We start from the raw sequence: 26,864 nt of genomic DNA, 5'->3' as shown, positions 1-26,864 counted from the left end.
GTGGTAAGTAAACACTGTGTTCTCGTAGTCCGAGAGGACCGGCCCACCCGAGCGACTCCAGCCGTCCTCGTCGCCTTCCGCGTACGCAGCCAACTGGTTGTCATCGTACCAGAACTGGAAAACCGAACGATACAGATCGATGACGTACTGTGCCGTTTCCGGCATATCTTCGGTCATCACGTCGACGCCACCGTACTCGTCGTGTCCCAGCTCGTTCCATCGCTGAGCCGAGTACGCCATCCCGAGTCCCTTGATCGATAGCGCGTAATCGCGGTACTGTAACTGATCATCGTCGAATACTGGTCCGTCGTCGTACTCACTGGCCACCAGCACCTCGAGCCCGTCGGACGGATCCGGAACGGCCTCGAGTTCTTCGTCCGATTCCTCCTGTGAACACCCAGCAAGAGCCATTGCCGTCGTCGCACCTACGGCAGCAAGCATCCCTCGTCGCGTCCGGCCGACACCCCCACGTGGTGACCAGGTGTCAGTTCCCCTCTCGCCTGTACCCATACTATTGTCTTCTGTATCAGTCATTGGTTGTCGACGTGGACGACGACACGAGCCGCTCCGGAATAATCCCCATCGACACTTAATATGTTTTAAATGAGTGATCTGGAGGTCGGCGACGGTCCGTGGCATATCACTAGTTCGCCGTACGTCTCAAGCTGTCAAATGCAAGGTGCATAATAGCACCCTCCAGGAATGAATACTTGTCGTTCAGAGGGTTTTTCTCCCCAGTCTGGCCGGTTTTGGCAGGAATAGGGCAACGAATGTCGAGCCTCGGGTGAATTCTACGATTCCCACGAGTTGAGAAGGATGAAATCAACCCAATATATGGTCTCTTTCCCATCGGAAGAATCGTACCATGGATTCGGTAATCGATCAAAACCATATGGTTTCATACATCTTGTGGAGACGAGTGACCCATCCAGTACAGAGACATCAATCATCGCCGACAGGCGTCGCGTCGATAGCCGACGATTCGTTTTGCCACTCGCCGTCACAACACCGTAGATACCGTCGACCGAGCGGCGTGATGCGATATTTTCCGTGATCGACACGGTCGACGAACCCCCGTTCGCACAGTTCCAACAGTCTGCGATTGACGGCCTCGCGGCTGTAGTCGATATTGTACGCGAGAAGCGCCGGTGTAAGGACGATCTCCGTCTCGTCGAGCAACTCGAGGATTCGATCGTCCATCGGATCCATCCACTCTTCGCGGGGACGGATCGACCGGTGATCGGTGTCGAACAGTGCTGCCCAGTCGCTCTCGGATAAATTCCGGCGGACGGGTTCGAACAGGCCGACGAGAATCAAAAGTGCACCGAGTGCCTCGAAAAAATGGCCCGAGTAGATCGAAAGCGCCCGGACGATCGGATCGATCGATCCGATCGAGAGCACGCCGAGGACGACGACCGCCATCGGGCCGTTACACCGGTGTCTCGAGCCGGGAACGAGCAGGTACACCCCGACTGCGCCCGTCACCACTCCGAACGCAAGCAGTAACGTCCCGTGCATACTATCCTCCTTGATTTGGCGTCCGATGGATCATCGAGACGGTCATCAGGAGAAATGCCGCCAACAAGAGTAGCCCGATCCACCGAAACAGAATCTCAAGACCGATCAGATTCATCGAATCCAGTCTGTTGATCAAGTGCGTCGTCAGATGTCCCATAAACGCGAGCATCGCTCCGATCAACGCCAGCAGCGACGGTGCAATCGGCGTCTCTCTGGTCGTTTGCCACAGGTGGATTCCCACGATGGCTGACGCCGACAGGAATACGATTCCTGACGCGAGAAATACCTCGTGGATCGGCACGCCAATCTGTGGCATCCTACCTCGAAAATGAGGTTTATATGTATTAAATTTAACTCAGATTGCCGATTCTGTCTTTATTTTATAAGGTTACCACTCTCGTCGACCGACGATATCTCGAAAGCGAGTGTCGATTCGATTCACGGTCTGCGAACCGGGCGTAAGAGACATACTTCGACAGCTCTTGTTATTGGGACACATGGATATCCGCGTTCACGGACCAGGTCCCACCTCTCCGTTCCTCAGCGCCCGCGACCTCTTCGAAACCGAACACGACCTCTCGCTGCCGGTCCACGTCCAACTGCGGGACGATCCTGACGAACGGACCTGGGCCGGCCACTACGACGACCGCCACGTCCTGAACATCTCTCGACAGGCGGCCTCGAGTGCCATGGCCCGCGAACTCGCCCTCCACGAGTTCGCTCATATGGCCCGCCACGAACAGGATCATCCCTCCCACACCCAGTCGACCGAGGAAGTCCTCTATCTCGCGTTAGCCGGCAAAAGCGTCGAACGGCGCAAGCTCTCTCACTGTTATCAGATCGCGAATCACATGAAAGACATCTACGCCGACGACATCACGCTCGCCGTCGGCCCCGGGGAGAAACTCCTGTCGTTTCTCGAGTCGAGTCTCGCGATGGCCGTCGCCGACCGGCCCGAGATGCCGACTCGTCCGGAGTTCGAACGCCTTTCGCCGACTGCCGACCCCGAAATCACGGCTGTCAACGCCGCGTTCGCGATCGCACTGACTGAACGCCACGACCTCGTCGACGGCGACCACCGACTGTACGACCTCGCACATGCGGCCGCGATGGACGCCCCACAGGTCGATTTCCAGGGGTTCAAACGACGGTTCCGCGAACTCGCTCGCGATCCCGACTCGAGTAGCTACCGCCAAGTCCTCGTCGATGCGACCCGTGCATACGTCGGCGGTTCGGGACCTGCAGCCGACTGATACGGAGTGCTGTAACTATTTCCCGGCGTAACCGCCGCCCTGGTCGCGGTTAGGCCGGCGATGACGTACAGTAAACCGTATAAGCGACAGTTCACAACCCGTAACGAGACTGTTTGCTTCGGCCCGAAAATTTAATGTTTGATCTCTCGATTGGTCTAATATATTGATGTTCTCGCGCAAGGACGGAGGGGGTGAACCCGGTGATAAGCAGTTCCCAGAGGCGCTCTCGAAACTGAAACGCCAGGGAGCGAGCGTTCTCGTCGTCGGTCCCGTACGAACCGAACAGCGTCGAGACGTCTGTCAGCGACTGCTCGGACGGGCGACCGACCGGCCACGCCGACGGCTTCTCGTCTCGACGACCGGTGACGACGACGACGTGTCTCATCTCCTCAGCGACGAATTCGCCGCGTCGAACTCGTTTACCCACGTCAGTTACGCGACCCACTCTCGGAGCGCGACTACCAGCGATTCTACCTCGAGTCCGACCGGACCCAGTATCCCGTCGGCCGAAACGTCGTCGACTCCAGTAACCACCCTCGCTGACCTCGGAATCGCGATTTCGAACGCTATCGAGACGTTTGAAACCGATGCAAACGGTCTCTCACCCGCCGAACTCCGTATCGGAATCGATTCACTGATCCCCTTGCTCGAAGCATACGGAACCGAACGCGTCTTCAAATTCGTCCATCTCACCACCGGGCGCACACGGGAAAGCGACGGGATGATCCATTACCACCTTCCCATGGATCACGACGCCGACATCGTCTCGGTGCTGGAACCGTTGTTCGATATCACGATCGAGCTCAGAGAACACCACGGCGTCTTCCAGGAACGTTGGACGATCAACGACGGCGATCTTCGCTCCGGTTGGGTCTCGATCGAACGATCGTAACTCCTCTCGCCGACTCCGGGATATCTCTCGGTTAGCAACCTTCCCGAAACCCATTCTGACTCCGATATGAAACCGAAATTCGAACCAACCGACGACGGCCTCGAGATCATCGACCCAATCGAACGCCATCGGTATCGACTGACGACACACGAGCCAGTCTCGCTCGAGACGGTATCGACGGATCGGATCCAGTTTCCGGTCGAAGCAGCCGTCGAAGTAACGGCTGAGATGATTACGCTTCCGACGAACGAAAGTGTCTATGTTCGGAATGGGGATGGATCGATGGTTGCAGAGGTTCGCCCGAGTAAACAGGTCTCCCTTCCAGAAAATGAATATACATTAGATATATCTGGGCCACTGAAAGTTTATGCATATATTGAAAGCTCTGTATATATCTACTCGGATAGTGAACGAACATACATTACATTAGATGAATCAACACGTATTACGTTCGGTGCACGGTCATACCATAGACGACCAGCGACAACGATTACGAGCACAGCAGAGCCAACAGATGTAATGAAAGCAATTTCTGCGTTTGGATCTGCTCTCAAGTCGACAACGCCCGAGCGCTCGTACCCAACTCACCGAGGACATCCTGCAGCAATCGAGATGGGCGATCGGTTAATTATACCTGAAGCGATCAATCAACCCAAGACGGGTATTCAAATCGAAATACCTCCAGAACTCGGTCAGATATTCGTTATTACACCGCTAGCATATTATCTCGGAGCGAAAGTTGTTCCTGGAAAAGAACCCCAACTCACTACTGAGGATGGATTCACGTATAATCTTGAAAGAGAAGATACTCTCGAGGAAACAGTAGAGCAAACACTCAAACAAGTGTTTTTCCTTGATTGTATCGTTAGAACGGAGGGCCATACACCACTTCCGTTACACGAGAGACAGATAGTTGAACCGATGCTCGAATTCGACATATGTTCTATATATAATAAAAAATTATTCGAACAGCTTGAAATATATCTCTCAGTAGATTTCGAGAGAGTAGAACCGTACTTCCCAGAATGGCGACTCAAGACGTATCTTCCTCCGACCCCAGATGCGATCGAATTCCTCCCTTATGTAACCGATGACCTTGCAATCATAAAAGTCCAAAAACAAAGAAAGAAGTCAGCCTCAGTAACTCAAACAGAGGCGATAGAGGACTTTCTACGAACAGGGAACACTCGAACCTCGCGAACGAGAAAGCTACCGACAGACCAGACAGGTATATCGACGATCCAACAATCATGGAGTAGCGCCAGTTCTTCGAATATTACAAGCAAGACATCACTCTCGGCGTTTCAACACAGCGTTGGTCGAAGTCCGCGGGAAGATCCCATCGAAATAGAGGTCGTTTGCAACGATACAGAAATGCGAGAAGAACTCGAGACAGTGAACGGTGTCTATGGTGTCCGAGAAGAGCTGCCATTCGATGTCAGTCTTCGGTACGATCTTGAGATCAGCGAACTAGAGAAAACACTAACGAAGAATATTGATTTCTTCCATTTCATTGGTCATATTGACGAAGACGGATTTCAATGTACGGATGGAAAGTTGGATGTAGCATCGATGGAGAAAGTTGGCGCTAAAGCCTTCTTTCTCAATGCATGCCAATCATATGATCAAGGGTTACACTTAGTTGAGTCGGGAAGTATTGGTGGAATTGTCACCCTTAACGATATTGTAAATAGCGGTGCAATAAAGGTGGGAAGTGAAATTGCTCGCTTACTAAACCAAGGTTTTCCACTCTACGCTGCGCTTGATGTGGTTCGAAAAGATAATATTATCAGTCAACAATACATCATATCTGGAGATGGGATGACAACGATAGCGCAATCAGAAACAGGTCCTCCCTTTGTATGTCTAATAGACCGTGAAGAAGATGATTTTGTAGTTCGTATGGAGACGTATACGACTACCGGACTGCAAAAGGGGAGTTTGTGTATTCCGTATTTAGAAGAAAACGATGTACATTTCCTAACATCGGGTGAATCTGGTCCGTTTATTTCATCGGAGAAGCAGCTATCGAACTTTTTCGAGATGGGCGATTTCCCAGTAATAGTCAATGGATCACTAAACTGGAGCAGTGAGATTCTACTTGATGAATTATAGTCCTGCGTAGCCTCCCATACCACCGGCCGCAGCCATTCCAGCCTGAGAAAGGGCCAGAAGGATTGTGAACAGAACGCCGATCATTCGCGGGTGCTTCTTCAGGTATTGAGTTACGCCTTTCATGGTACATTACACATATGGCACTGTTCAATTATAAATTTATCTTAATATATTATATAAGTAAGTAATATTGTTATAGTACTATACTGAAATATTAAAAACACTATATAAGTATATTGTCAAATATGGGCATAAGATTGGGTATATTAATTTGTTTGATTATAGACTTAATTAAATGAATATTGGAGTGCCTGATCTGTATCATCAATGAGTTTGACGCGAATTTTAGCTGCACACTGCGAATCTCGTAAAGATTACAAACAACTGCTTGGTGCCGTTCGGCAACGCCAAGACCGGTTTCGTGTTCGCCCTCAAGTAACACGCGCTGGGTCAATATACGAAAAACTCGTCTACTGCCAGTTCGTGGGCTTGTTGAAGGAGAAGTCGTTCGATCACTGCCTGTAATGTCTCATCAGATATTGGACCAACGAGAAGTTCGTCAGCACCACGGCCGACAGGATTGTCTGCGGGAACGTCATCAGAAAGAACAAGCACATTCAAGTTCGGCATACGGGAACGTAATGTGTCGAGAATACCACGGGTATCCGGTGTTTTCAATTCCCAGTCAAGGACTAAAAGGTCATACAGCTCATCGATCTGCTCGGGAATTGAACAGTCGAAGTCAGTTTGATTGACCGACGCAGGGATATGTGATTTCTTCGTGTCCCAATTGGATCGGGAGAGGGTTGGTGAATAGCAAACAAGTGAAACGCAGATTCTAGCAACACAGTTCTACCAGTACTGAGGAACGAACCTGTTAAATGTAAATAATATTGAGGGAGTATATCATGTAACCATTCATCCTACAAAGGTGAGACAGTAGAAATGTGAGATATCCATAACGTATATTTAGACACACTCATTTTATTCGATAAGATACGGGCTGTCCTCAGTACCGTCTGACTAACGCATGTACCGATGAAACCGAAATTCAAATCAACTAAAACTGGAATGGTGATTATTGATCCGATCGAACGCGGACAATACTCGATCGAGACAAATACACCAGTTTCGCTGAAGTCACCCACCACTAATCGTATTCCGTATCCGATAGATACGGCGGTCCAGATCACAACTAGTGGATTTACGATATCAAGTAACAATACAGTCTACGTTCGTAACTCAGATGGAAGGTTACTTACAGAAATCCAACCGAATGAGAGGGTTGATCTCCCGGACGAGGAATATATCCTCGATATATCTGATGAGTTGAAGGTGTATGCTCATGTACAAAGTGCCGTTCAGATTTTGACGTCCAATAAGGAAATAAGCGTCGAGTTTGGTGAGTCAAGTACAATAACTATTAGCGCACGTTCATATCATACGCGTCCAGCGGCGACGATCAAGACAAACGCAGATCCAATCAATATGATGCAAGCGGTCTCTCTGCTTGCTTCGGCCTTAAAAACGACAGGGGTCGAGAGATCATATCCAACACACCGTGGACATCCACCTGCTATAACTCTGTCTGATGAATTTGATATCCCAGACAGTCTGGACCAGCCGAACACGGGTATTCAAATAGAAGTTCCGCCAACGCTTCGTCATGTCTTCGTTGTAGCACCCTTGGCTTACTACCTAGCAGCTGACGTTGTTCCCGGATCAACACCACAAATCGTAACTGAAAACGGGTTTACCTATTCACTTACCGAATCCAGATTTGAAAGCACTGTTGAACAAGTCCTCAAGCAAACATTCCTGTTCGATTGTATTGTTCGAACGGAAGGTTCAACACCACTTCAGTTATACGAGCGGCAAGCGATCGAGTCGATGCTCGAGTTCTCCGTCGAAAATTTGTACGGCTGTTCGGTAGCAGAACAACTCGAAGCGTATCTTAATGTTTCTTTCTCCATGATAGAACCATACATTCCGGATTGGCATATCAAAACACAGCTCAGGCCAACCCCAGAGCATATCGAATTTCTTCCGTTTGCTGTCGCTGATCTCGGACTCGTAACGACTGCAACTGCTGATCGGTCTGTAACGGCAGTACAGACAAATACGCAAACTAAAGAACGAACGTTTCTGGACTGTGATATCGATAATAACGCGCTTGAGCAGGGAGAGAATGTCAGTTCTAAAGTAGACGAAGAACTCACAACAGCTCCTCAAATATGGAGCCGAGGTACAGACACTAGACTCACTAGTACGTGTCCGCTCTCGGCATTTTACAATGGTCTCGACCAGACACCCCAAGAGGGACCACTTGAAATTAAAGTTGTCTGTAATGACCCTGCTATGAACGAAGAGCTCATATCAGTTCATAATACGTATGGAGACTACGATGGCTTATCGTTCGAAATATCACTCTGTCATAATTTAACAAAAAGCGAATTAGAAGATGTTCTCGCTCAAGAATGCGATTTCCTACACTATATTGGTCACATCGAGACCGGCGGATTCAGATGTGAAGATGGAATATTGGATGCAGGAAATATCGGAGAAGTCGGTGCAACTACATTCCTACTTAACGCTTGCCAGTCTCGTGAACAGGGGTTACGACTTATCGAATCAGGGAGTGTCGGTGGGATCGTTACGCTCGAAGAGATTACCAACAGCGAAGCAGTTTGTGTTGGGCGGACGATTGCTTATTTATTGAACCGCGGCTACTCACTCTATGCTGCTCTTGACATTACCCAAATGGGGAGTAAAAAGACAAGTAGCTATCATATTGTTGGCGATGGGAGAGAATCAATAGCGCAATCCGAAACCGGGACACAAAACGTCTGCTTAGTCGAGCGCGATGGGGAACGACTCGAGCTCACAATCATATCATACGCAGGACCAAAGAAAAAGAGAGGGGGACTGCTCAATCCATATATTGAATCCGTTGAAGAGTATTTTGTTGTCCCAAGTACAATAGGACCGTTCTCCGTAACGAAGGCACAATTTCTCAGGTTCACTGATTTAGAAGAGATGCCAGTATTACTCGATGGAGAACTCCACTGGAGTGATGAGATCAAAGCAAGTGACCTGTAACCGCCAGGGACGATAAAAATCGAAAGCAGCAGAAAACGGCGATCGCTTAGCGTGCAGCTGCCGCGACGCGCTCTTTCTCTTCTTTCTGGCTGACCGCGTAGGTCTGGACGTCGTAGTTGGCCGCGCCGACGAGCTGGTTGGCGATGGCCTCTTCGACAGGCGTCGTCGTCTTGAACGAGTCGTTGTAGACACCTTCGGCGAGGAACTTCAGAGCCTGGTCGACGCGACGCTGTGGTGCGACGTCGACGGCCTTGGGAACCGAAATGCCACCGTATTTGAGGCGGACGGTCTCCTCGCGGGGAGCGGCGTTCTCGACTGCCGTCACGAGCACCTGAACGGGATTCTCGTCGGTGCGCTCGTGGACGAGTTCGAACGCGTCACGGACGTGGTTGAGCGTCTGCTGTTTCTTGCCCGTGTTCTCCTCGGTCTGCATCAAGCGGTTGATAAAGCGCTCGACGATCGAGACCTGGGACTTCTTGAACTGCTTGCTCGCGTGGCGGCCGGCGGTGTGAGCGACCGGCGTCACCGTGATGTACCGTTCGGTCGACGGATCGTTGTACGCGATCTCGTCGATCTCCCAGGTACCGAAGAGCTTCGCACCGACATCTGCGCCGCCCGCAGGGGCGTCCGGATCGGGTTGGTCTTCTGCAGCCATGGTTATCGAACCGGTTTCTCCGCGTTTCCGCGAACGAGTTCCTTCAGTGCGACGCCGTTGACCTTGTCGACCTTGTAGTTGACACCCGAAAGGTCACCCATCGCACGACCCTTCGCCCCACCGATACCGGCGATGGTAACTTCGTCGTGTTCGTCGATGAAACTGATTGCACCGTCTCCAGGACAGAAGGCGGTGACCTGTTTTCCGTTCTTGATCAGCTGCACTCGGACGCACTTTCGGATCGCCGAGTTGGGCTGTTTCGCTTCGATGCCGACCTTTTCGAGTACGATACCGCGGCCCTGCGGAGCGCCCTCGAGGGGGTCAGACTTCTCGCGGAGGCCCCGTGCGCGGCGCGCATAGTCCGAGTCGGACCACCGCTGCTCCTGGCGGTCCTTCTTGAGCTTGCGCGCGGCATATTTGCCGTTTGCCATAGTACCCGTCGCTATCCGTCGAAGGCACTTAAGCGACCCGTTTCGAATCTCCGTTACGGCTCGAGAGAACGTTAGGGGTAGCCCTCGCCACTTCTCGTGCCGTTTCGGAACGTCCGCTCACGGATGGAGCGAGTGGGAACACCGATTTCCGGCCCGGAGACTCGCCGAGCGAAGCGCTGGGCTGTTCGAAAAAACAGTGTCGGCACTACTGGTTCGCGTCGGCATAGTTCGTATCGATATCGTCGGTGTCGTCCATCTCGGTGGCTGTCACACCGTCGTCTGTCTCGGTTGTACTGGATCCGTCGTGAGTGACCTCGAGGTCGTAGCACTCGGGTTCAGTCTTGGTGTTGGATACTTCGACGACGTACGTTCCCTCGGTCTCGATACCAGATGGGTAAACGCATCTACAATGAAAGAAACGAATCCGAAGCCGAGAGTCAGATCAACTGCACGTCGGCGATTTCGAAGTGCCGCTCTGCAAGCTGGCGTGCCGCGTCGATCGTCCGCCCGTTCGAGCCGATCGCGACGCCGCGATCGTCCTCGGCGACTTCTACGTAGGCGACCGTATCGTCGTTCTCGCTGATCGTGACGTTGTACACCGCCGCCGGCGCGAGCGTGTTCGCGACGAACGTCTCGGGGTCGTCAGCGTCTTCGACGAGTCTGACGGGTTTTCCGACACGCTCCTCGAATCGCTTGACCGTCCGTCCGCCAGGACCGATCGCTTCGCTCATCCGGCCGCTCGAGACGACGACGATCAGCCGTTCGTCGGCGTCGGCCGTCGGCGCGTCGGTGACCAGACAGTCCTGGCCGTCGACGCCGGTGACGTCCTCGAACGCGGCGAGGTACTGGCGGGCATCGTCGTCTAAGGAGACACCCATCGATCAGTCGGCCTGACCGCCGCTTGGGTCGGTCGACCCCATCCGGAGATCGACGTCGCCGGTCCCGAGCTTGATCGGTTTGCCGACGATAACGTTCTCGGTAACGCCCTCGAGGTCGTCGACCTCGCCGTGGATCGCGGCGTTGAGCAGGTGATTGACCGTCACCTCGAACGCGGCGCGAGCGAGGACGGAATCTTTCGATCCCGAGATACCGTGACGACCGATCGACTCGATCTCGCCGCGGTTGGTCATGATGTCGGCGACCAACATCAGGTGACGGACGTTGACGTCGTCCAGACCCTGCTCTGCGAGCGTGTTGTTCGTCTCCTCGATGATCGCCTCGCGGGCGGCTTCGATACCGAGGTTGCGATGGATCTCGTGGATGTTGTTACACGTCGTTCGGGAGGCGTCGACGCCTTCGATCTCTAGGACGTCGCCGAAGGCAGATCCCTCGGTGTAGAGGACGAACTCCTCGCCTTCTTCGAGTTCTTCGCGGCGGATGACGACCCGCGAGATGTCTTCGATTCCCTTGAACGTGATATCGCGCAGTTCCTCGACGAGTTGCAGCAGATCGCGGTAGGACGGCTCCTCGGGACCGAACTCGATCTGGGTGCCCTGCTGGATCGCCTTGACGCCGAGGTTGTCCTCGATGATCTCGGCGACTTGCTCGGGTGTGATCATTCGCTCACGGAGGGTGTCCTCGTTGAGCGAGATCTGGACGCGCATGTCGGCGACGTTCGTCGAAACGTCACCCAGTGCGAGGATCTTCGTCGCCTCGATCTTCCAGACGACCTCGTGGGCTTTCTCGCGCTCGGTAGCGTACTCGTCCTCGAGGTAGACCGTCATCATCGGCGTGTCCGGGGTCTTCCGGGCGTCGACCAGCTCGATCAGCCGGGGCAGCCCCTGGGTCACGTCGATCTCTGCGACCCCCGCGTAGTGGAACGTGTTCATCGTCAGCTGCGTTCCGGGTTCGCCGATCGACTGGGCCGAGACGGTCCCGACGGGGTCGAGCGGATCGACGCGGGTGTCGAGGTAACGAGCCTCGACGGCTTTCGCGAGTTCGTCGGCGTCTTCGACGGTGGCGTCCTCGCGCCCTTCGAGCGTTTCGTAGACGTTGTCCTTGAGCCGGCGTGGGAGGGCGGTGTCTTCGACGACCGCGATGGAATCGTCGTCGACGTCGTAGTCGACGTTAGTCATCGGAGCTCACCTCCGTCCCCTCGGTGAGACGATTGTCTGCGTGCTCGGAGAGGTTCGTCGGCTCGGTCGTCGTGCCGAGGAACTCCGATTTGGCCTGCTCGGAGTCGAACTCCGAGTCGAGGACGCGATCGGCGATCGCCTCGACGTCGATGTCGTTGTCCTCGCCGGAGGAGACCTTGACCGGCGACGTGCCGTCCTCGCCGAACTCGAACTGGACGATCGTGTCGCTCGTATCCCGGACGGTGCCGTCGTACTGGGTCTCGAGCTCCGACAGCGCGTTGATAAGCCGCCGCTGCAGGTAGCCGGACTTCGAGGTCCGGACTGCCGTGTCGACCAGGCCCTCGCGACCACCCATCGCGTGGAAGAAGAACTCCCGCGGGGTCAGCCCGCTGGTGTAGGAGTTCTCGACGAAGCCATGTGCCTCCGCGGAGAGGTCGTTGGGCTCGTAGTGGCTGAGGGTACGATCCTCGTAACCGCGGTTGATCCGTTCGCCGCGAACTGCCTGCTGGCCGACACAGCCGGCCATCTGGGTCAGGTTCAGCATCGACCCACGCGCACCGGACTCGGCCATGACGACCGCGGGGTTCTCGTCGGTGAAGTGCTCGTCCGCGATGTTCCCGGCGTTGTCACGCGCACGGGAGAGCGTCTGCATGATCTTCATCTCGAGGGTCTCGTCGATCGTTCGACCTGGCAGACTCTCGAGTTCGCCTCGTTCGTAGGCTTCGATGAGTTCCTGGACACGGTCGTAGGCGTCGTCGATCGTCTCGTCGATTCGTTCCTGGGCTTCCTCCGGGATGGTCTCGTCGTCGATACCGATCGAGAACCCGAAGTGCATGATCGCCCGCATCGCGAGCGTCGAGACCTCGTTGATGAAGATCCTGGCGCGCGTGTTGCCGTAGATCTTCGTGATGGTGTCGACGATCTCGCCGCCGAACTCGCCGACCTCGTCCTCGGCGATAGTTCCCTGGAGCAGCTGACCGTCCTCGATGACGACGTCTTCGCCGACCGTGCCGGTGAACTCGAGGTTGAGGTCGTCGGGCAACAGTTCGGAGAAGACGTCGTAGCCGGTCCAGAACGGCTCACCCTCGTCGTCGATGCCGCTCGGTTCGGGCAGCTCGTCGATCCGGGTAGCACGCAGTAAGTCAAGCGCCTGCGTCTCGTTGAACCGCGGGTTGTCGTGGGTCAGGAGATACATCCCACTGATGTGGTCCTGGATAGCGCCGATGATGTTCTCACCGAAGCGTGGCGAGAGGATCTGCTCCTGGACACGCATGAGGACGCGAGCTTCCGCCCGGGCTTCCTCGTTTTGCAGCGCGTGCATGTTCATCTCGTCGCCGTCGAAGTCGGCGTTGTACGGCGGACAGACGACGGTGTTGAGCCGGAACGTCTTGTACGGCATGACCACGACCTCGTGGGCCATGATCGACATCCGGTGCAGCGACGGCTGGCGGTTGAAGATGACGATGTCGCCGTCGATGAGGTGACGGTTCACCTCCCAGCCGGGGTTGACCTTCTCGGCGAGTTGCTCGCAGTTCTTTTCGGTCACCTTCAGCCGACGACCGTCGGGTCGACGGACGTAGTTCGCGCCGGGGTGGCCCTCGGGGCCGTTCGAGACGAACCGTCTGGCCTCCTCTAAGTTGCGCTCGGTGACGTTCATCGTCTGGGTCATCTCCTTTGCCACGCGGTCGGGCACACCGACCTCGTTAAGCGAGAGCGTCGGGTCCGGCGAGATGACAGTTCGGGCAGAGAAGTTGACGCGCTTCCCGGAGAGCGAGCCACGGAATCGACCCTCCTTGCCTTTCAGACGCTGAGAGAGGGTCTTGAGCGGCCGTCCGGAGCGGTGGCGAGCCGGCGGCGTCCCCGAAATCTCGTTGTCCATGAACGTGGTGACGTGGTACTGCAGCAGTTCCCAGAGGTCTTCGATGATCAGCTGTGGGGCACCGGCCTCGCGGTTCTCCATGAACCGCTGGTTGATCCGAATGATGTCGACCAGCTTGTGTGTGAGGTCGTCCTCGGAGCGCTGGCCGTTGTCGAGCGTAATCGACGGCCGCGCGGTCACGGGCGGGACCGGCAGTACCGTCAGAATCATCCACTCGGGCCGGGACTTCTCGGGATCGATCCCAAGCACTTTGATGTCCTCGTCCGGGATGTTCTCGAACCAATCCCGGATATCGGAGGGCATCAGCTTGTTCGTGTCCTCTTCAGTGAGGTCGATGTCTAAGGCCTTCTCGATGGCCTTGCGCTGGCTCTCGCGTGGACGGAACGAGCCCGAGAGGATCTCGTTGATCCGTGTGAGATCGATGTCGGTCTCTGCAGCGAGTTCGTCGGGCGACATCCGCTCGCCGTCCTCACCGCCTTGCATCGCCGCGGCGATACGCTGAGAGTACTCGCTCGTGAGAACCTGTTGAACCTCGTAGTAGGTCGTTGGCTTCTCGTGGTCGATGTCGTACTGGACCTCACCACAGTGGGGACACCGATCTTTCTTTCGGGCCTGGCGGATGGCCGCCTTCGTGACGTCGTTTAAGTCACGGCCGAGTTTGCGCGACTCCGTGATCTGATCGCGGAACTCGTCGCGTTCGTCCTCGGTCAGCAGGAGCCGTGAACACTCCCGACAGGTGCCCCGAAGCAGTCGCCGGATGAGCTTCGTAAAGCCGACGTGGATCACCGGCGCGGCCAGTTCGATATGCCCGAAGTGGCCGTTACACGACCCCGAGTGTTTCCCGCAGGTCTTGCATTCGAGGCCGGGGTCGATCACGCCGAGGCGGGGGTCCATCAGCCCCATGTCGATAGGGAAACCGTCGTCGTCGTAGGTGTCGGCCGTGATGATCTTCGTCGCACTCATCTCCCGGTACTCCTCGGGCTCCATGAGCCCGAAGGAGAGCGAACCGATGTCTTTGGGTGTACTGTTTTGCATTGTTTAGACGGCGTCTTCCAGTTCCAGTCGTGGCGCGATACCCAGGGCCTTCATCTCGTCCAAGAGGAGCTTGAACGCGTAGCTCATCTCGATCTCGTGGATATCGGTTTCCTCGTCGCAGTTGGGACAGTAGACACGCCGTTGTTCGACGTTCTCGACCGCGCTCATCCCACACTGTCCACAGACGTGGATGAACTCGCGGTCGGACTCGTCTAGCAGTCGTTCTTTCAGCGTCATCGCAGCTCCGTGGCCGATGAACACGTCGCGTTCCATCTCCCCGATACGGAGACCACCCTCGCGGGCGCGACCCTCCGTCGGCTGGCGAGTCAGGACCTGCACCGGCCCGCGCGAGCGGGCGTGCAGCTTGTTCGAGACCATGTGATAGAGCTTCTGGTAGAAGATCACGCCGACGAAGATTTCGGCCTCGATCTTCTCCCCGGAGATTCCGGAGTACATGACCTCCTTGCCGGCCGAGTCGAAGCCGGCTTCCTCGAGCCCCTCGCGAAGCGCGGACTCGTCTTCGCCCAAGAACGGCGTCCCGTCGACGCGCCGGCCCTCCATCGAGCCGAGTTTCCCGCCGATCATCTCGAGGATGTGGCCGACGGTCATCCGCGAAGGCAAGGCGTGGGGGTTGAGCACGAGGTCCGGCACGACGCCTTCCTCGGTGAAGGGCATGTCCTCCTGTGGAGCGAGGTGGCCGATGACACCCTTCTGGCCGTGTCGACTCGCGAACTTGTCCCCGAGTTCGGGGATCCGTTCGTCACGAACGGAGACCTTCGAGAGTTTCGACCCGTCTTCGCCCTCCATCAGCGTGACGGTGTCGACGACACCCGACTCACCCGAGCGCATGGTGACGGAGGTCTCACGTCGCTTCTGGGGCGAAAGCCCGCCCATGTCGTCCGGCTCCTCTAAGAACCGCGGCGGACTCGTCTTCCCGAGCAGGACGGAGTTTTCGTCGACCTCCGTCTCGGGATTGACCAGCCCGTCCTCGTCTAAGTGTGCGTAGGCTTCTTCGCCGCGGGCACCCCGGACGTCCTGGGAGGGAATCTCGAAGCGGTCCTCCTGACCGCCCGGATAGCGACGTTCCTCGCCCTCGTACGTTCGGAAGAAGTGAGAGCGGGCCAGCGCCCGTTCGACGCTGGCTTTGTTCATGACCAGCGCGTCCTCGATGTTGAACCCCTCGTAGCTCATCACGGCGACGACGAAGTTCTGGGCCGCAGGCCGCTCGTCGTAGCCGATCTGCTCGGTCGTCTGGGTCTTGACCATCGAGAGCTGTGGGTAATGCAGCAGGTGCTGGCGCGTGTCCGGCCGGATGCGGTAGTTTGCACTCGGCAGCCCCAGCGACTGCTTGATCATCCCTGCCCCCATCGTAATACGGGGCGAGGCGTTGTGTTCGGGGTACGGAATCATCCCGGCACCGATCGAGAAGATCAGCGAGGGGTCGATCTCGAGGTGGGTGTGTTTCTCGGTGAGGTGTTCCTCGTCGACGGCCACGAGGATGTCCTCTTCCTCCTCGGCGTCGATGAACTCGACGTAGCCGTGGTTGACGAGATCCTCGAACTCGAGGTCACCCTCCTGCAGCGCCTCGATCTCCTGTTCGGAGATGCGAGGCTCGCCGTCCTCGACGACCAACAGCGGTCGGCGGGCACGTCCCGCGTCGGCGTTGACGATCACTTCGCGGGTGCGTTCTTTGACCGAGACGTTGACCATCTCGCTGACGTCACCGATGCGTCGCGCTTCGCGGATCTGTTCTGCTAGTTCGTGCGGGTTCGGGTGTGTCCCCACCAGCGACCCGTTGACGTATACCTTCGCGTCTCGTTCTTGGCTGCTCATGGTTTGTTAGTCGTCTGCGGTCGATCGTTCGATGCCCTCGAGGCCCGGAATGCCCTCGACGCCCATCGATGCCAGTTCGCGTTTGAGTTCCTGTTCGTCCTCGACGTTCTGGGAGAGTTCCATCGACTGTGCGAAGTTCTTCACCAGTCCACAGTTTGGACCCTCCGGCGTCTCGGAGGGACCGATGCGACCCCACTGGGTCGCGTGGAGGTCCCGTGCCTCGAAGTGAGGCTGTGAGCGCGACAGCGGGCTGCGCAGTCGACGGAGGTGCGAAAGCACCCCCATGAAGTCAGTCCGGTCGACCAACTGACTCACACCGGAGCGGCCACCGACCCAGTTGCCCGTCGCGATCGGGTGCTCTAAGCGCTCGGTCAGGACGTCCGACCGGACCACTGTCGAGACCGACAGGGACCGGTTGCGCATGTTCGCACGCTCGAGCTGGTATTTCACGTCCCGAGCGAGCTTGTTCAGCGCGGTCCGGAACAGGTCTTTCATCAGATCGCCGCTGACCTTCAGACGCTTGTTGGCGTAGTGGTCCTTGTCGTCGGCCTCACGCCGGCCCAAGGCGAGTTCGAAACAGGCCTCGGCCATCCGACAGAGGTAGTGGGCTTTGTTGATCCGGACGTCCTCCTCGGGCACACCGTCCTCGTGGAGGTGTGGCAGGAGATAGCGATCGATGACGTAGTTTGCGCGCTTGAGCTGGTAGTTCTTGCCCTGCCCCGAGGCGACGCGTTTCCCGAGCGTCTCGATCGCTTCTTCCTCGGTCTGAACCTCGGCCGCCTCGAGGTTTTCGAGCATGTACTTGACGACTTCGGGGTCGTTCGAGACCTTGTGGACGATCTCCTCGTCGCTTTCGAGACCTAGCGCCCGCACGAGCGTGACGAAGTTGATCGATCCCGACACCGAGGGGAACGAGACCTCGAGCAGGCCGTCACGCGTACGTTCACAGAGAACGAGTGCGCGATAGCCACGGCGCTGGCTGAAGGTCTTGGCGACCTGGATCTCGTCGCCGTATTTGGTGTCGTACTCGGCTAAGATCTTGTTCGGCGCGAGGTCCTCGCTGGTCATCAGGACTCGCTCGGAGCCGTTGACGATGAAATACCCACCAGGGTCGGCAGGGTCCTCGCCGATCTCGATGAGTTCCTCGTCGGAGAAGCCGGCGATGTTACATTTCTCGGAGCCGACCATGATCGGCATGCGGCCGATCTTCGTCTCGGTCGAGTCGACGACCCGCTGGTCGCCTTCCTCGCCTTTGACGATAGACATCTCCATGAAGACCGGGGCGGAGTAGGTGATGTTTCGGAGGCGAGCTTCCTGTGGGTACAGCAGTTCTTCGGAGCCGTCTGCCTCCCGAACGCGGGGCGTCACGACGCGCACGTCGCCCAGTTCGACGTGAACCGGTTCCTCGCCCTCTTTGTCGCCGATGTCCGTGTCGATCGTCTCCTTCTCGTCGACGACCTCCTGCATCCCCCGGTTGAGGAAGGAGTTGAACGATCGGTAGTGGTGTTCGGCGATCCGTTCCTTCGAGAAGTATTCACGCGAGATCTCGCGCCGTTTTTCGCGGTTCAGTTCCATCGACATTTATTCCACCACGAGTCGGTATACGACTGCTTGGTCGGTTGTGCGTGAGTTCCGGACGATCTTGATGACGTCGCCGATCTCCGCCTCGTCCGGGAGGGCGGGATCGGTGCGCTTGATTTTGGGCAGGTCTGTACGATCGATGTCGTACTCGTCGAGGACCTCCTCCAGGGTGTCCTCCTCGAGTACGGAGTGGTCCGGAACGAGTTCGTGTTGGCTTACGTCTACCATGTGTTGGGGTTGGTGTGCGTGTCGGCTATCGGGAGAGAAGCGGCTGTCACGAGATACTACAGCCAGGTAGCGCCGGCACGCATTTAACGGTTACTAACTCGTCCGAGAAGCACGGCTACCCGGCCGGGGCGGGCCTGACCGGAGGCGCCGATCACGTGTGATAGTTCCGCAGTCTCAGTTAAATTCCTTGTGGAGTATGCGGTCGAATAACACGGGTTAGCGACGGTATTCGTGGCTCGATTCCTCGTACCACACATCTATCGATTGGAAAGCCTTAATACTCTCACCGGGAAACGATGAAATGCGTTGGAAGCCCGGGTGGTGTAGTGGCCCATCATACAACCCTGTCACGGTTGTGACGCGGGTTCAAATCCCGCCTCGGGCGCTTTCTATCGACGCTAACTCGTGAACGAACAGTATCGCGACGAGTGACCGACAGCGTCGACCCGCGCTCCCCTCGTGCGATCGGGTGTGCAGTGACGTTCAGTGGCTACTATCTTTAACAGCGAGAGAATCCCGCCGTTCACAGTAGTTGCTTCGGCAACTGCTGTTCACGCCGGGGAGGATGTCATAGCAGTAAGACAGTGCCACTGTGACTTATACGGTCTCCTGTCGTCACTGACAGCCGGTCGCCAACTCCGTGATGGTGATCGGGGGTAACTCGGTACTGAAGTCCGCATCAGTCCGAGCGCAATTCGAGTGATGTTCGAGAGTCGAGTCAGACAACCCGTCAAGCATCACCAACGGTGAGAGTGAAGACCAATACTAAGCCGGGTGAACAATATCCAGAACAAAACCCTTAATACTCTCACCGGGAAACGACGAAATGCGTTGGAAGCCCGGGTGGTGTAGTGGCCCATCATACAACCCTGTCACGGTTGTGACGCGGGTTCAAATCCCGCCTCGGGCGTTTTCTGTTAACAACGCGTTGGAAGCCCGGGTGGTGTAGTGGCCCATCATACAACCCTGTCACGGTTGTGACGCGGGTTCAAATCCCGCCTCGGGCGCTTTCTCGAGGGACTAACAGATAAGCAGAGCGTGACTGTCGTACGGCACGACAATGCCAGAAGCGAACTGGTCACTGGTTCTAGAGTTGCGGTGATATGGACTGCTGTAGGTCATACTGCCGGACAGAACGAGTGTGAGCAGTCGCCGCGTCCGTCCGGCGAATTCCCTTCACTGACTGCTGTTGGACAGTATCAGTATCGGCCCATCCGCAAACTGGTCACGGTCATGTCGGGACAGCACAACAGGAGAGTAGCAAGCGCCATATCGAACCGAGCCGACCAACGAGTCTAGCAGAGATCAGGATAGAAGCCGATTGACCGCCCTATTGCAGCCGTTTTTATCCGATGATCGAGCCAAACAGCGTATGCGTAACTCGAAAGCGGTCGGAGACCGAACCGAGTCAAAGGCGCTCGCAAAACTGATCGAATGCGGCTATAGCGTCGCAGTACCGTTCGGAGACAACGAGAAATACGACCTCGTCGTCGACAGTGGAGACACGTTCTATCGAGTACAGTGCAAAACTGCTTGGTCGAACAAAGAAGGGACGATACGATTCAACACACACTCACAGACGACGAAAGACGGTGTCTACCACGAACAGACGTATCAGGACGCGGTCGATGCGTTTCTGGTCTACTACCCGGAGAACGGACAGTTCTACTGGATCGAGACAACCGATGCGCCCGAACAGAAAATGGAACTCAGGTTCGAATCCGAAATCGATCATCCCGCGATAAACTGGGCGGAGACGTACGAATTCGACGAAGCGATCCCCTGATCGTCGAAAGGACCACCACGGCGGAGTGCGATCGGACCGATATCCCTCGAGAACCCTAATTATTTAGTGTTCCCTCGTTTTCCATCCGATATCACCACGAGTGTCCATGACGAAGCCGATCACCGTCCTCGTCGTCGACAACGAACCGGGCTTTGCCGACCTCGCCGGAGAGATGCTCGAGCGCGAACGGGACGCGATCGTCGCCGAATCGGCGATAGACGGCGAGCAAGCCCTCGAAGCTCTCGAGGAGCAGTCGATCGACTGTATCGTCAGCGATTACGAGATGCCGAAAATGACGGGTCTAGAGCTGCTAGAGCAGGTTCGCGAGGACGATCCGGACCTGCCGTTTATCCTGTTTACCGGCCGGGGCTCCGAGGAGGTCGCCAGCGAAGCGATCGCCGCGGGCGTAACCCAGTACCTCCAGAAGGAGTCCGGGGAGAAACAGTACGCCCTGCTAGCCAATCAGATTACGAACGCCGTCTCGCAGTATCGTACCGAGACGGAGCTTCGCGAGAGCGAGCGTCGCTACGAACGAACGCTGACGACGCTCCACGAGACGACACGGGATCTAATGCGTGCGGGAACGAAACGGAAGATCTACCGATCGGCCGTCGACACCGCGGGCGAGATCCTCGACGTACCCATCGCTGCGGCGTACACGTTCGAGCCGACCGAGGGGAGACTCGAGCACGCGGCGTCGACGCGGGAGTCGCGGGAACTCGTCGATCCGGAGATGCACTTCGAACAGGGTGAAGGCCACGTCTGGGAGGTCTTCTCCGAAGGTGAGAGCGCGTACTACGAGGACGTTACGCGAGACGCCGAAGCCAAAACACTGAGCCAGAGCGAGTTGATCGTTCCGCTCGGTACCCACGGCGTGTTGGTCGCCGGTACCGAAGACGTCGACGGCTTCGACGAGACGATGACGGAACTGCTTCACATTCTCGCGGCAAACACCGAAGCAGCACTGGATCGTGCCGAACGCGAACAACTGCTTCGGGAACACGATCGGACCCTTACCCAGCAAAACGAGGAGCTGACCCGACTCAACCACACCAACGAGATCGTCAGGGAGATCAACCACAGCGTCGCACAGGCGTCGACGCGGACGGAGATCGAAACGACCGTGTGTGAACGGCTGGCCGACACGGAGCGCTACTGTTTCGCCTGGATCGCTTCGAGCGACGACGACCCACCGGAGCCGACTGCCTGGGCCGGGGTCGATGCAGTGTTTATCGATCAGCTCCGCGACGATGGCACCCACGCACCGGAGATCGATCTCGTCGAGGAAACGCTCGAGACGGGAGACGTACAGCTCGTCCGGAACGTTCTCGAGGCCGACGGCTGGGATCGGCGACGCAAGGAGGCCCTGACCTACGGCTATCAGACGCTGCTTGCAGTCCCGCTGACGGACACCGAACGCGAGTACGGCGTCTTGTTCGTCCACGTGACAGGTGTCGATTCGATCGGCGACAGCGAGTTGACGGTGATGGGCGAACTCGGCGAGACGATCGGTCACGCGATCCGATCGGTCGAGCGCACGCGAGCGATGCTGACGGATAGTCGACTCGAACTCGAACTCGCCATCGACGACTCGCGACTGTTGTTCAACCGTTTCGCCGAGCACGTCGAGGGTGCCGCGACCGTCGAGGGAGTGATCGAACGCGACGACGAACTCGTCGTCTTCGTGAGTGCACCGGAGGGGACGGACATGACGCCACTCGACCAGTGGGCGTCGGTCGACAGCGTCTCGGTCGTTTCGGACGGTGACGACGAGATCCTGTTCGAGGTCACGGTAACTTCCTCGCCGTTTCTGGAGACATTACGGACGTACGACGTCAAGTTGCGGACCGCCACGACGCGAGACGGAACGACCGTCACCCTCGAGGTGCCACAACGGGTCGAGGCGCGATCGCTCGTCGAGGCGATCAGGGACAGTTATCCCGAAACAGAACTGGAAGCCCGCCGCGAAACGACCGGGTCGCGGTCGGCCCGACAGCTCGATACCCACCTCGAGGAGCGACTCACGGAAAAACAGTTCGAGGCGTTACAGGCGGCCCATTACAGCGGGTTCTTCGAGTGGCCCCGCGAGAGTACTGGCGAGGACCTGGCAGACGCGCTCGACGTCTCACCGCCGACGTACCATTATCATCTGCGGGCGGCCGAACGGAAGCTCGTGACGCTGGCGTTCGGTGGAGAGTCCGGTTAGGAGGCCGATCAGTCGTTCGATCTCCTGTCTTGCTACTCCGGCACGACTGCGACTCGGCTGTGAAGTACTGCAGGGACAAGCCCCGCGGCTTCGCCGTTTTGTCCGTACGTCCAAAAACTGGACGTGCGGCCGCGGGCGAATTCAACTTCCTTTGACCTTTCCGCATCGGGTCGGCTGGAATATTTCCGGACGATCTCGAGGCACTTGCCCTGTGTCTCTGTAGATGTGCCGGGACTGATAGACAGCGTCCGTATCACTGATACCGCCGGACAGAACTATTGTGAGCATTCGCCGCTCCCGCCTGGCGAATGCTCTTCATTGGCTTCTGTCCGGCAGTATGAGTATCGGCGACGACCAAAGCCGAAACGAGAGCAACAGGTACAGTCGGCGAGACGGTGACGCCGATAGCGCATCCGGTGATCGAGTATCGTTCTAGCGAAGGAGACACTACTAATTAATTAGTGTCTCTACGTTGTGGCCCACTAATTGATTAGAAAGTATATTTAATCCACAGGAGACCATAGCAATCAATGGCGATCTGCGATAGCCTGTCGCCACCCCCAATCCCCCCACCCCCCACTTTTCGCGGAGCGAGGTATACACTGACGGATAGAATATCGTCTGTTCTCACACCGATCGCACGGCGCATGGGTCACGTCGGTCCCCGCTTGCCAGTTCGTGGGTCGACGCGACCACCGGAGCGAGACCCGCGCTCCCCTCATGCGATCGGGTGCGCAGTGACGGTCAGTGGCTACTAGAATGTGAGCAATCGCCGCTCCCGTCCGGCAACCCGCTTCAGTGATTGCTGTCCGGCAGTATAGTAGACTCAGCGTTTGACTCTAGCACCGGCCCTCCGATACGCCGGTCGGAAACGCAGCGTCAGTGAGAACCAATCGACTCGTCCCACTCGATCCAGTCTTGCTCCCAACCGCGTCGCGATTCGGCTCGACGCATCGCGCGTTCCCGATCCTCCCGGGCCATTCGGTTTCGCTCGATCGCCCCGGACTGTTCGCCCTCGACGAGCAACGGGTCGAACGAAACGGCCGCGAGCCGGGTTCGATCGCCGTCGGGAGAGACGGTCTCGAGTCGCTGGTTCTGGGTGCCGCGGGGAAAGACCAGCCGGCCGTCGTCGGTCAGTTGCTCGAGCAACGCCCGAGGGGGATCGACGACGGCGGCCTCGAGGAGGATCCGGTCGAACGGAGCGTACTCCGGCAGGCCGGCCGCACCGTCCCGACAGTCGACGAAGACGCCCCCGTAGCCGGCTCGAGCGAGGTTCTGTCGGGCCTGGGCGACGAGCGGCCGGGAGATGTCGACGGCGTGGACGTTCGTTTCGCCGACGACTTCGGCCGTAACGGAAGCGGTATACCCGACCCCGGCACCGACGATCAGCACCTCGTCACCGGCAGAGAGTTCGAGCGCATCCAGTAGGCGAGCGACGGTACTCGGAGCGAGCACTCGTGTCCCCAGAACGTCGTGTTCGCGATCCGCGTACGCCGATCGCTCGTCTTCGAGGAACTCATGGCGAGGGACGTCACGCATCGCCACGGCGACGGCCTCGTCGTCCAGTACGTCCTTGGCCGGTGACTCGAGGCCGTCGACCATGTCCTCTCGCAGTACCGCGGGGTCCATACTCGAGGTAATCGCTCGGGCAGTTATCAATGGCGCGCTTGCGCGGCCCAGCGTCGACGACCGGTCACTCGCCGCGCATCCGGACGAACTGAACGCCGCCGTGTTCGGTCCGCTCTAGTCCGCCGTCCGCTCGTTTCGTGGCCTCGACGAGCGTCTGGAAACCGGTGCCGATCGGGGCGAGCACCGTCCCACCGGGACGAACCTGCTCGATCACGGGATCGGGAAACTCGGGGGTCGCACAGGTGAAATACGCTGCGTCGTATAGAGCGTGTTCGGGCCAGCCGTCGCGACCGTCACCGGTCCGAACGGAGATTTCGTCGTAGCCGACGGCTGCGAGCTGTTCGCGCGCCCGGTCGGCGAGTTCGTCGCTGTACTCGACGGTGTAGACGTGTTCCGGACCGACGAGTTCGGCCGTCACTGCGGCGTGGTAGCCACAGCCGGTACCGATCTCGAGGACCTCGTCACCGGGCTCGAGACGCAGTTTGTCTGCCATGATGGCGACCATATGCGGCGCGCTGATCGTTTGCCCGTCACCGATCGGGAGCGGGCGATCCGCGTAGGCGCTGTCGCGTCGGTCCGGTGGGACGAACGCGTGGCGGGGGACTGCCCGCATGGCCTCGAGGACGCGCTCGTCCTCGACGCGGCGTGAGACCGTCCGGACCATCCGCTCGCGGGCCGTTTCGTAGTCGTCAGCGTCGGCGCCGGAGCCGGAGTTACGGTCGCGAAACATAGAGTAATCTACCGTCTCACGGCCAATAGTCTGTGGGGCGCGAGTGGAGGACAGGTCATACTGCCGGACAGCAGGCAGTGACCCGTCGGTCGCGACGTCGCGGCCGTCACCGTCAGCGACGACCGCAGTCGTGCGACCAACCGGTGACTCGTGCTGTCCGACAGTATCGGAACGGATCGCAGACGAAGAAGTCGTCGTTACCAGGCCGACCAGGCGCTGGTCTGCTGATCGTAGGCGTAGACGCGTTTGGTATCTTTCGCGAGGACCGTATCACCCTCCATCTCGTAGCGGTCCCGGTCGTATCCGTCGGCGTCGTCGCGGACGACGAAGGCGTCGATCTCGAACTCGTCGTCGCCGAACTCCTCTATCTCACCGACCTCGAATTCGTAGTCGCCGGGCACGTGAACCGTAATACTGTGGCTGTCGTTTCTCGAGCCGTCCTGGGGGTGGACGGTGACGTTGACCGCGACGTTGTCGACCTCGCGGGTCCAGACGGTTTCGACGTCCGCTGCATCGGCTTTCTCCCGCCGTTTCTGTCCGTCGAGTTCGACGCTGGTCACGCGAACCGTCGAGAGCACCTCCTCGGTTTCCAAGATGAACTCGTCGCCGACTTCGATCGTCTCGTCTTCGGGCGTCGTGACGTTTGCGGTAAAGGATTCGCCGCCCTGAGAGACGACGACGTCGAGAGTCACTTCACGTTCCTGTTCGGGTTGGACCTTGTGGACGTGGCCACACTCACTACAGCGAACGGTAAGCGTTCCGCCGCCTTCCGTCGTCGTCAGGACCTCGTGGACCGTCTCGAGGTCCGGCGAGCAGGACGGACAGGGCGTCGGAATCCGGTCCGGAATGTCGTTCATAACACGGCCTAGACGCTACGTGCCTAAAAGGCGATTGGACCGCTCGTCAGAGGATGGATGAAACCACTCTCCGTATCAGTCACGCCTCCGGGAGCGTGATTTCGTCACCGTCTGCATACACCGTCGGTGCTCGAAGAATGCCGTCGAGGTGGATCGGCGCCTCCGTTTCGCCGCCGATCCCCGCGTTGTCGCCGATCGCGATATGGACGGTGCCGCCGGCTTTCTCGTCTAACAGCACGGACCCGACGAGATCGGTGACCGCGACGTTCGTCCCGATCCCCAACTCGGCGAGGTTGTACGCCGCGTCCCCGACGTCCTCGGCAGCGCTTTCGACTGTCTCCCGAATTTCGTCGTCCGAGATCGTCGTGACGAATCCGTCCTCGACCTCGAAAGTGAGTTCGTGATCGTCCTCGAGCAGTCCGTGCGGGCGCATCGTCCCGTCGACGACGAACGTTCCATCGGCGGTTTCGGGGCTGACGAACACTTCGCCAGCGGGCAGGTTCGACATCTGTCCTGTCTCGTGGACGATCCCGGTATCGGAGAGCCACTCGCGGTCGCCGATACCGAAGGTGATGTCGGTGCCGGCCGGCGTCGTGACGCGAATCTCGTCGGCGTCGGCGACCTGCTCGTGGACGTTCTCACAGTGGGTCGCGATCGACTCGTAGTCTGCGTCGAGCCCCGTCGTGAAGACCTCCTCGGTGATCCCCGGCAGCGTCGCGACGCGGGCACCGGCCTCGTTGGCCTCAGTGCGAGCGCGCGTGTGGCTCAGGCTCTTCGTCGTCGGCGCGAGGACGACGTCGGCACCCGCCATCGCCGCTGCGACGGGTTCGGGGGGCTCGCCGCCGTGGGTCTCTCCTGGCGGATACCGGACGATAACCGCGTCGTCGGTGATCTCGCTGGCGACTGCATACAGCGACTCGCCGATCTGTTCACGCTCGTCGTCGGTGACGACGGCACATGACTCGGACGCCTCGAGGGCGAGACACTGCCGAACGGCCGTCTCGGCAGCGTCGCGAAGTTCGGACATACGCGTATTGTACGGGAACGATCCGAAAGCTATTG

The 26,864-nt window shown here is 57.8% G+C and carries 21 protein-coding genes and 3 tRNA genes; 9 read left to right on the top strand and 15 right to left on the bottom strand.

The window, feature by feature from the left end:
- From RBH26_RS10805 to RBH26_RS10795, 3 genes are all read right to left on the bottom strand, one after another.
- Positions 1-441: hypothetical protein (locus RBH26_RS10805; protein WP_306758270.1), on the bottom strand; the 441-nt coding region annotated here is incomplete at its 3' end.
- Between the two features lie 501 nt (positions 442-942).
- Positions 943-1,518, bottom strand: coding sequence for an ArsR family transcriptional regulator (locus RBH26_RS10800; protein WP_306758269.1), 576 nt, complete (start codon positions 1,516-1,518; stop codon positions 943-945).
- A gap of 1 nt (position 1,519) precedes the next feature.
- Positions 1,520-1,834 (bottom strand): hypothetical protein, encoded by a 315-nt coding sequence (locus RBH26_RS10795; RefSeq protein ID WP_306758268.1) that lies wholly within the window; start codon positions 1,832-1,834, stop codon positions 1,520-1,522.
- A 181-nt stretch (positions 1,835-2,015) separates the two neighbouring features.
- Here RBH26_RS10795 and RBH26_RS10790 point away from each other — a divergent pair, with 181 nt between their 5' ends.
- From RBH26_RS10790 to RBH26_RS10775, 4 genes are all read left to right on the top strand, one after another.
- Complete coding sequence (locus RBH26_RS10790) at positions 2,016-2,771, top strand: DUF5781 family protein (RefSeq protein ID WP_306758267.1); 756 nt, start codon at positions 2,016-2,018, stop codon at positions 2,769-2,771.
- Positions 2,772-2,937: 166 nt separating this feature from the next.
- Positions 2,938-3,663: a hypothetical protein gene (locus RBH26_RS10785; protein WP_306758265.1), complete on the top strand. Its 726-nt coding sequence runs from the start codon at positions 2,938-2,940 to the stop codon at positions 3,661-3,663.
- Positions 3,664-3,945: 282 nt separating this feature from the next.
- Positions 3,946-5,778: a hypothetical protein gene (locus tag RBH26_RS10780; protein ID WP_306758264.1), complete on the top strand. Its 1,833-nt coding sequence runs from the start codon at positions 3,946-3,948 to the stop codon at positions 5,776-5,778.
- Positions 5,779-6,816: 1,038 nt separating this feature from the next.
- A complete protein-coding gene (locus RBH26_RS10775) occupies positions 6,817-8,877 on the top strand; it encodes a hypothetical protein (RefSeq protein WP_306758263.1) in 2,061 nt (686 codons plus the stop codon).
- Positions 8,878-8,923: 46 nt separating this feature from the next.
- Here the strand turns inward: RBH26_RS10775 and RBH26_RS10770 are convergent, their stop codons facing one another.
- The 8 genes from RBH26_RS10770 to RBH26_RS10735 form a co-directional block, all read right to left on the bottom strand.
- Positions 8,924-9,532, bottom strand: a complete 609-nt coding sequence (locus RBH26_RS10770; protein WP_306758261.1) for a 30S ribosomal protein S7 — start codon at positions 9,530-9,532, stop codon at positions 8,924-8,926.
- A gap of 2 nt (positions 9,533-9,534) precedes the next feature.
- Positions 9,535-9,963 carry a 30S ribosomal protein S12 gene (locus RBH26_RS10765; protein WP_006671958.1) on the bottom strand — a complete coding sequence of 143 codons (429 nt, stop codon included), beginning with the start codon at positions 9,961-9,963 and terminating at the stop codon, positions 9,535-9,537.
- A 437-nt stretch (positions 9,964-10,400) separates the two neighbouring features.
- Positions 10,401-10,841, bottom strand: a complete 441-nt coding sequence (locus tag RBH26_RS10760) for a NusA-like transcription termination signal-binding factor (protein ID WP_306758259.1) — start codon at positions 10,839-10,841, stop codon at positions 10,401-10,403.
- A 3-nt stretch (positions 10,842-10,844) separates the two neighbouring features.
- A complete protein-coding gene (rpoA2, locus tag RBH26_RS10755; RefSeq protein ID WP_306758258.1) occupies positions 10,845-12,038 on the bottom strand; it encodes a DNA-directed RNA polymerase subunit A'' in 1,194 nt (397 codons plus the stop codon).
- Entirely contained in the window at positions 12,031-14,952 is a 2,922-nt protein-coding gene (locus RBH26_RS10750; RefSeq protein WP_306758257.1) for a DNA-directed RNA polymerase subunit A', read from the bottom strand. Before RBH26_RS10750 ends, rpoA2 begins: the two co-directional genes overlap by 8 nt.
- A gap of 3 nt (positions 14,953-14,955) precedes the next feature.
- A complete protein-coding gene (gene rpoB, locus RBH26_RS10745) occupies positions 14,956-16,785 on the bottom strand; it encodes a DNA-directed RNA polymerase subunit B (RefSeq protein ID WP_306758256.1) in 1,830 nt (609 codons plus the stop codon).
- 6 nt (positions 16,786-16,791) lie between these two features.
- Complete coding sequence (locus RBH26_RS10740; RefSeq protein WP_306758255.1) at positions 16,792-18,366, bottom strand: DNA-directed RNA polymerase subunit B''; 1,575 nt, start codon at positions 18,364-18,366, stop codon at positions 16,792-16,794.
- The gene (locus tag RBH26_RS10735; protein WP_306758254.1) at positions 18,367-18,594 is read right to left on the bottom strand and encodes a DNA-directed RNA polymerase subunit H; all 228 of its coding nucleotides are present in this window, start codon (positions 18,592-18,594) and stop codon (positions 18,367-18,369) included.
- A gap of 312 nt (positions 18,595-18,906) precedes the next feature.
- Here RBH26_RS10735 and RBH26_RS10730 point away from each other — a divergent pair.
- From RBH26_RS10730 to RBH26_RS10710, 5 genes are all read left to right on the top strand, one after another.
- Positions 18,907-18,979 (top strand) — tRNA-Asp (locus tag RBH26_RS10730).
- 452 nt (positions 18,980-19,431) lie between these two features.
- Positions 19,432-19,504: transfer RNA gene (locus RBH26_RS10725), tRNA-Asp, on the top strand.
- Between the two features lie 24 nt (positions 19,505-19,528).
- Positions 19,529-19,601: transfer RNA gene (locus RBH26_RS10720), tRNA-Asp, on the top strand.
- Between the two features lie 365 nt (positions 19,602-19,966).
- A complete protein-coding gene (locus RBH26_RS10715; RefSeq protein WP_306758253.1) occupies positions 19,967-20,380 on the top strand; it encodes a group I intron-associated PD-(D/E)XK endonuclease in 414 nt (137 codons plus the stop codon).
- Between the two features lie 106 nt (positions 20,381-20,486).
- The gene (locus RBH26_RS10710) at positions 20,487-22,586 is read left to right on the top strand and encodes a bacterio-opsin activator domain-containing protein (protein WP_306758252.1); all 2,100 of its coding nucleotides are present in this window, start codon (positions 20,487-20,489) and stop codon (positions 22,584-22,586) included.
- Between the two features lie 879 nt (positions 22,587-23,465).
- Here the strand turns inward: RBH26_RS10710 and RBH26_RS10705 are convergent.
- From RBH26_RS10705 to RBH26_RS10690, 4 genes are all read right to left on the bottom strand, one after another.
- Positions 23,466-24,215 carry a protein-L-isoaspartate O-methyltransferase gene (locus RBH26_RS10705; protein ID WP_306758251.1) on the bottom strand — a complete coding sequence of 250 codons (750 nt, stop codon included), beginning with the start codon at positions 24,213-24,215 and terminating at the stop codon, positions 23,466-23,468.
- Between the two features lie 64 nt (positions 24,216-24,279).
- The gene (locus RBH26_RS10700) at positions 24,280-24,945 is read right to left on the bottom strand and encodes a protein-L-isoaspartate(D-aspartate) O-methyltransferase (RefSeq protein WP_306758250.1); all 666 of its coding nucleotides are present in this window, start codon (positions 24,943-24,945) and stop codon (positions 24,280-24,282) included.
- Positions 24,946-25,142: 197 nt separating this feature from the next.
- Positions 25,143-25,802 (bottom strand): HVO_0476 family zinc finger protein, encoded by a 660-nt coding sequence (locus RBH26_RS10695; protein ID WP_306758249.1) that lies wholly within the window; start codon positions 25,800-25,802, stop codon positions 25,143-25,145.
- A gap of 79 nt (positions 25,803-25,881) precedes the next feature.
- Positions 25,882-26,829: an aminopeptidase gene (locus RBH26_RS10690; RefSeq protein WP_306758248.1), complete on the bottom strand. Its 948-nt coding sequence runs from the start codon at positions 26,827-26,829 to the stop codon at positions 25,882-25,884.
- Between the last annotated feature and the right edge of the window lie 35 nt (positions 26,830-26,864).

It is taken from the genome of Natronolimnohabitans sp. A-GB9 (assembly GCF_030848565.1).
Lineage (GTDB): Archaea > Halobacteriota > Halobacteria > Halobacteriales > Natrialbaceae > Natronolimnohabitans.
The sequence above is the reverse complement of the archived record's forward strand: the minus strand, read 5'-3'. Positions and strand labels throughout refer to the sequence as shown.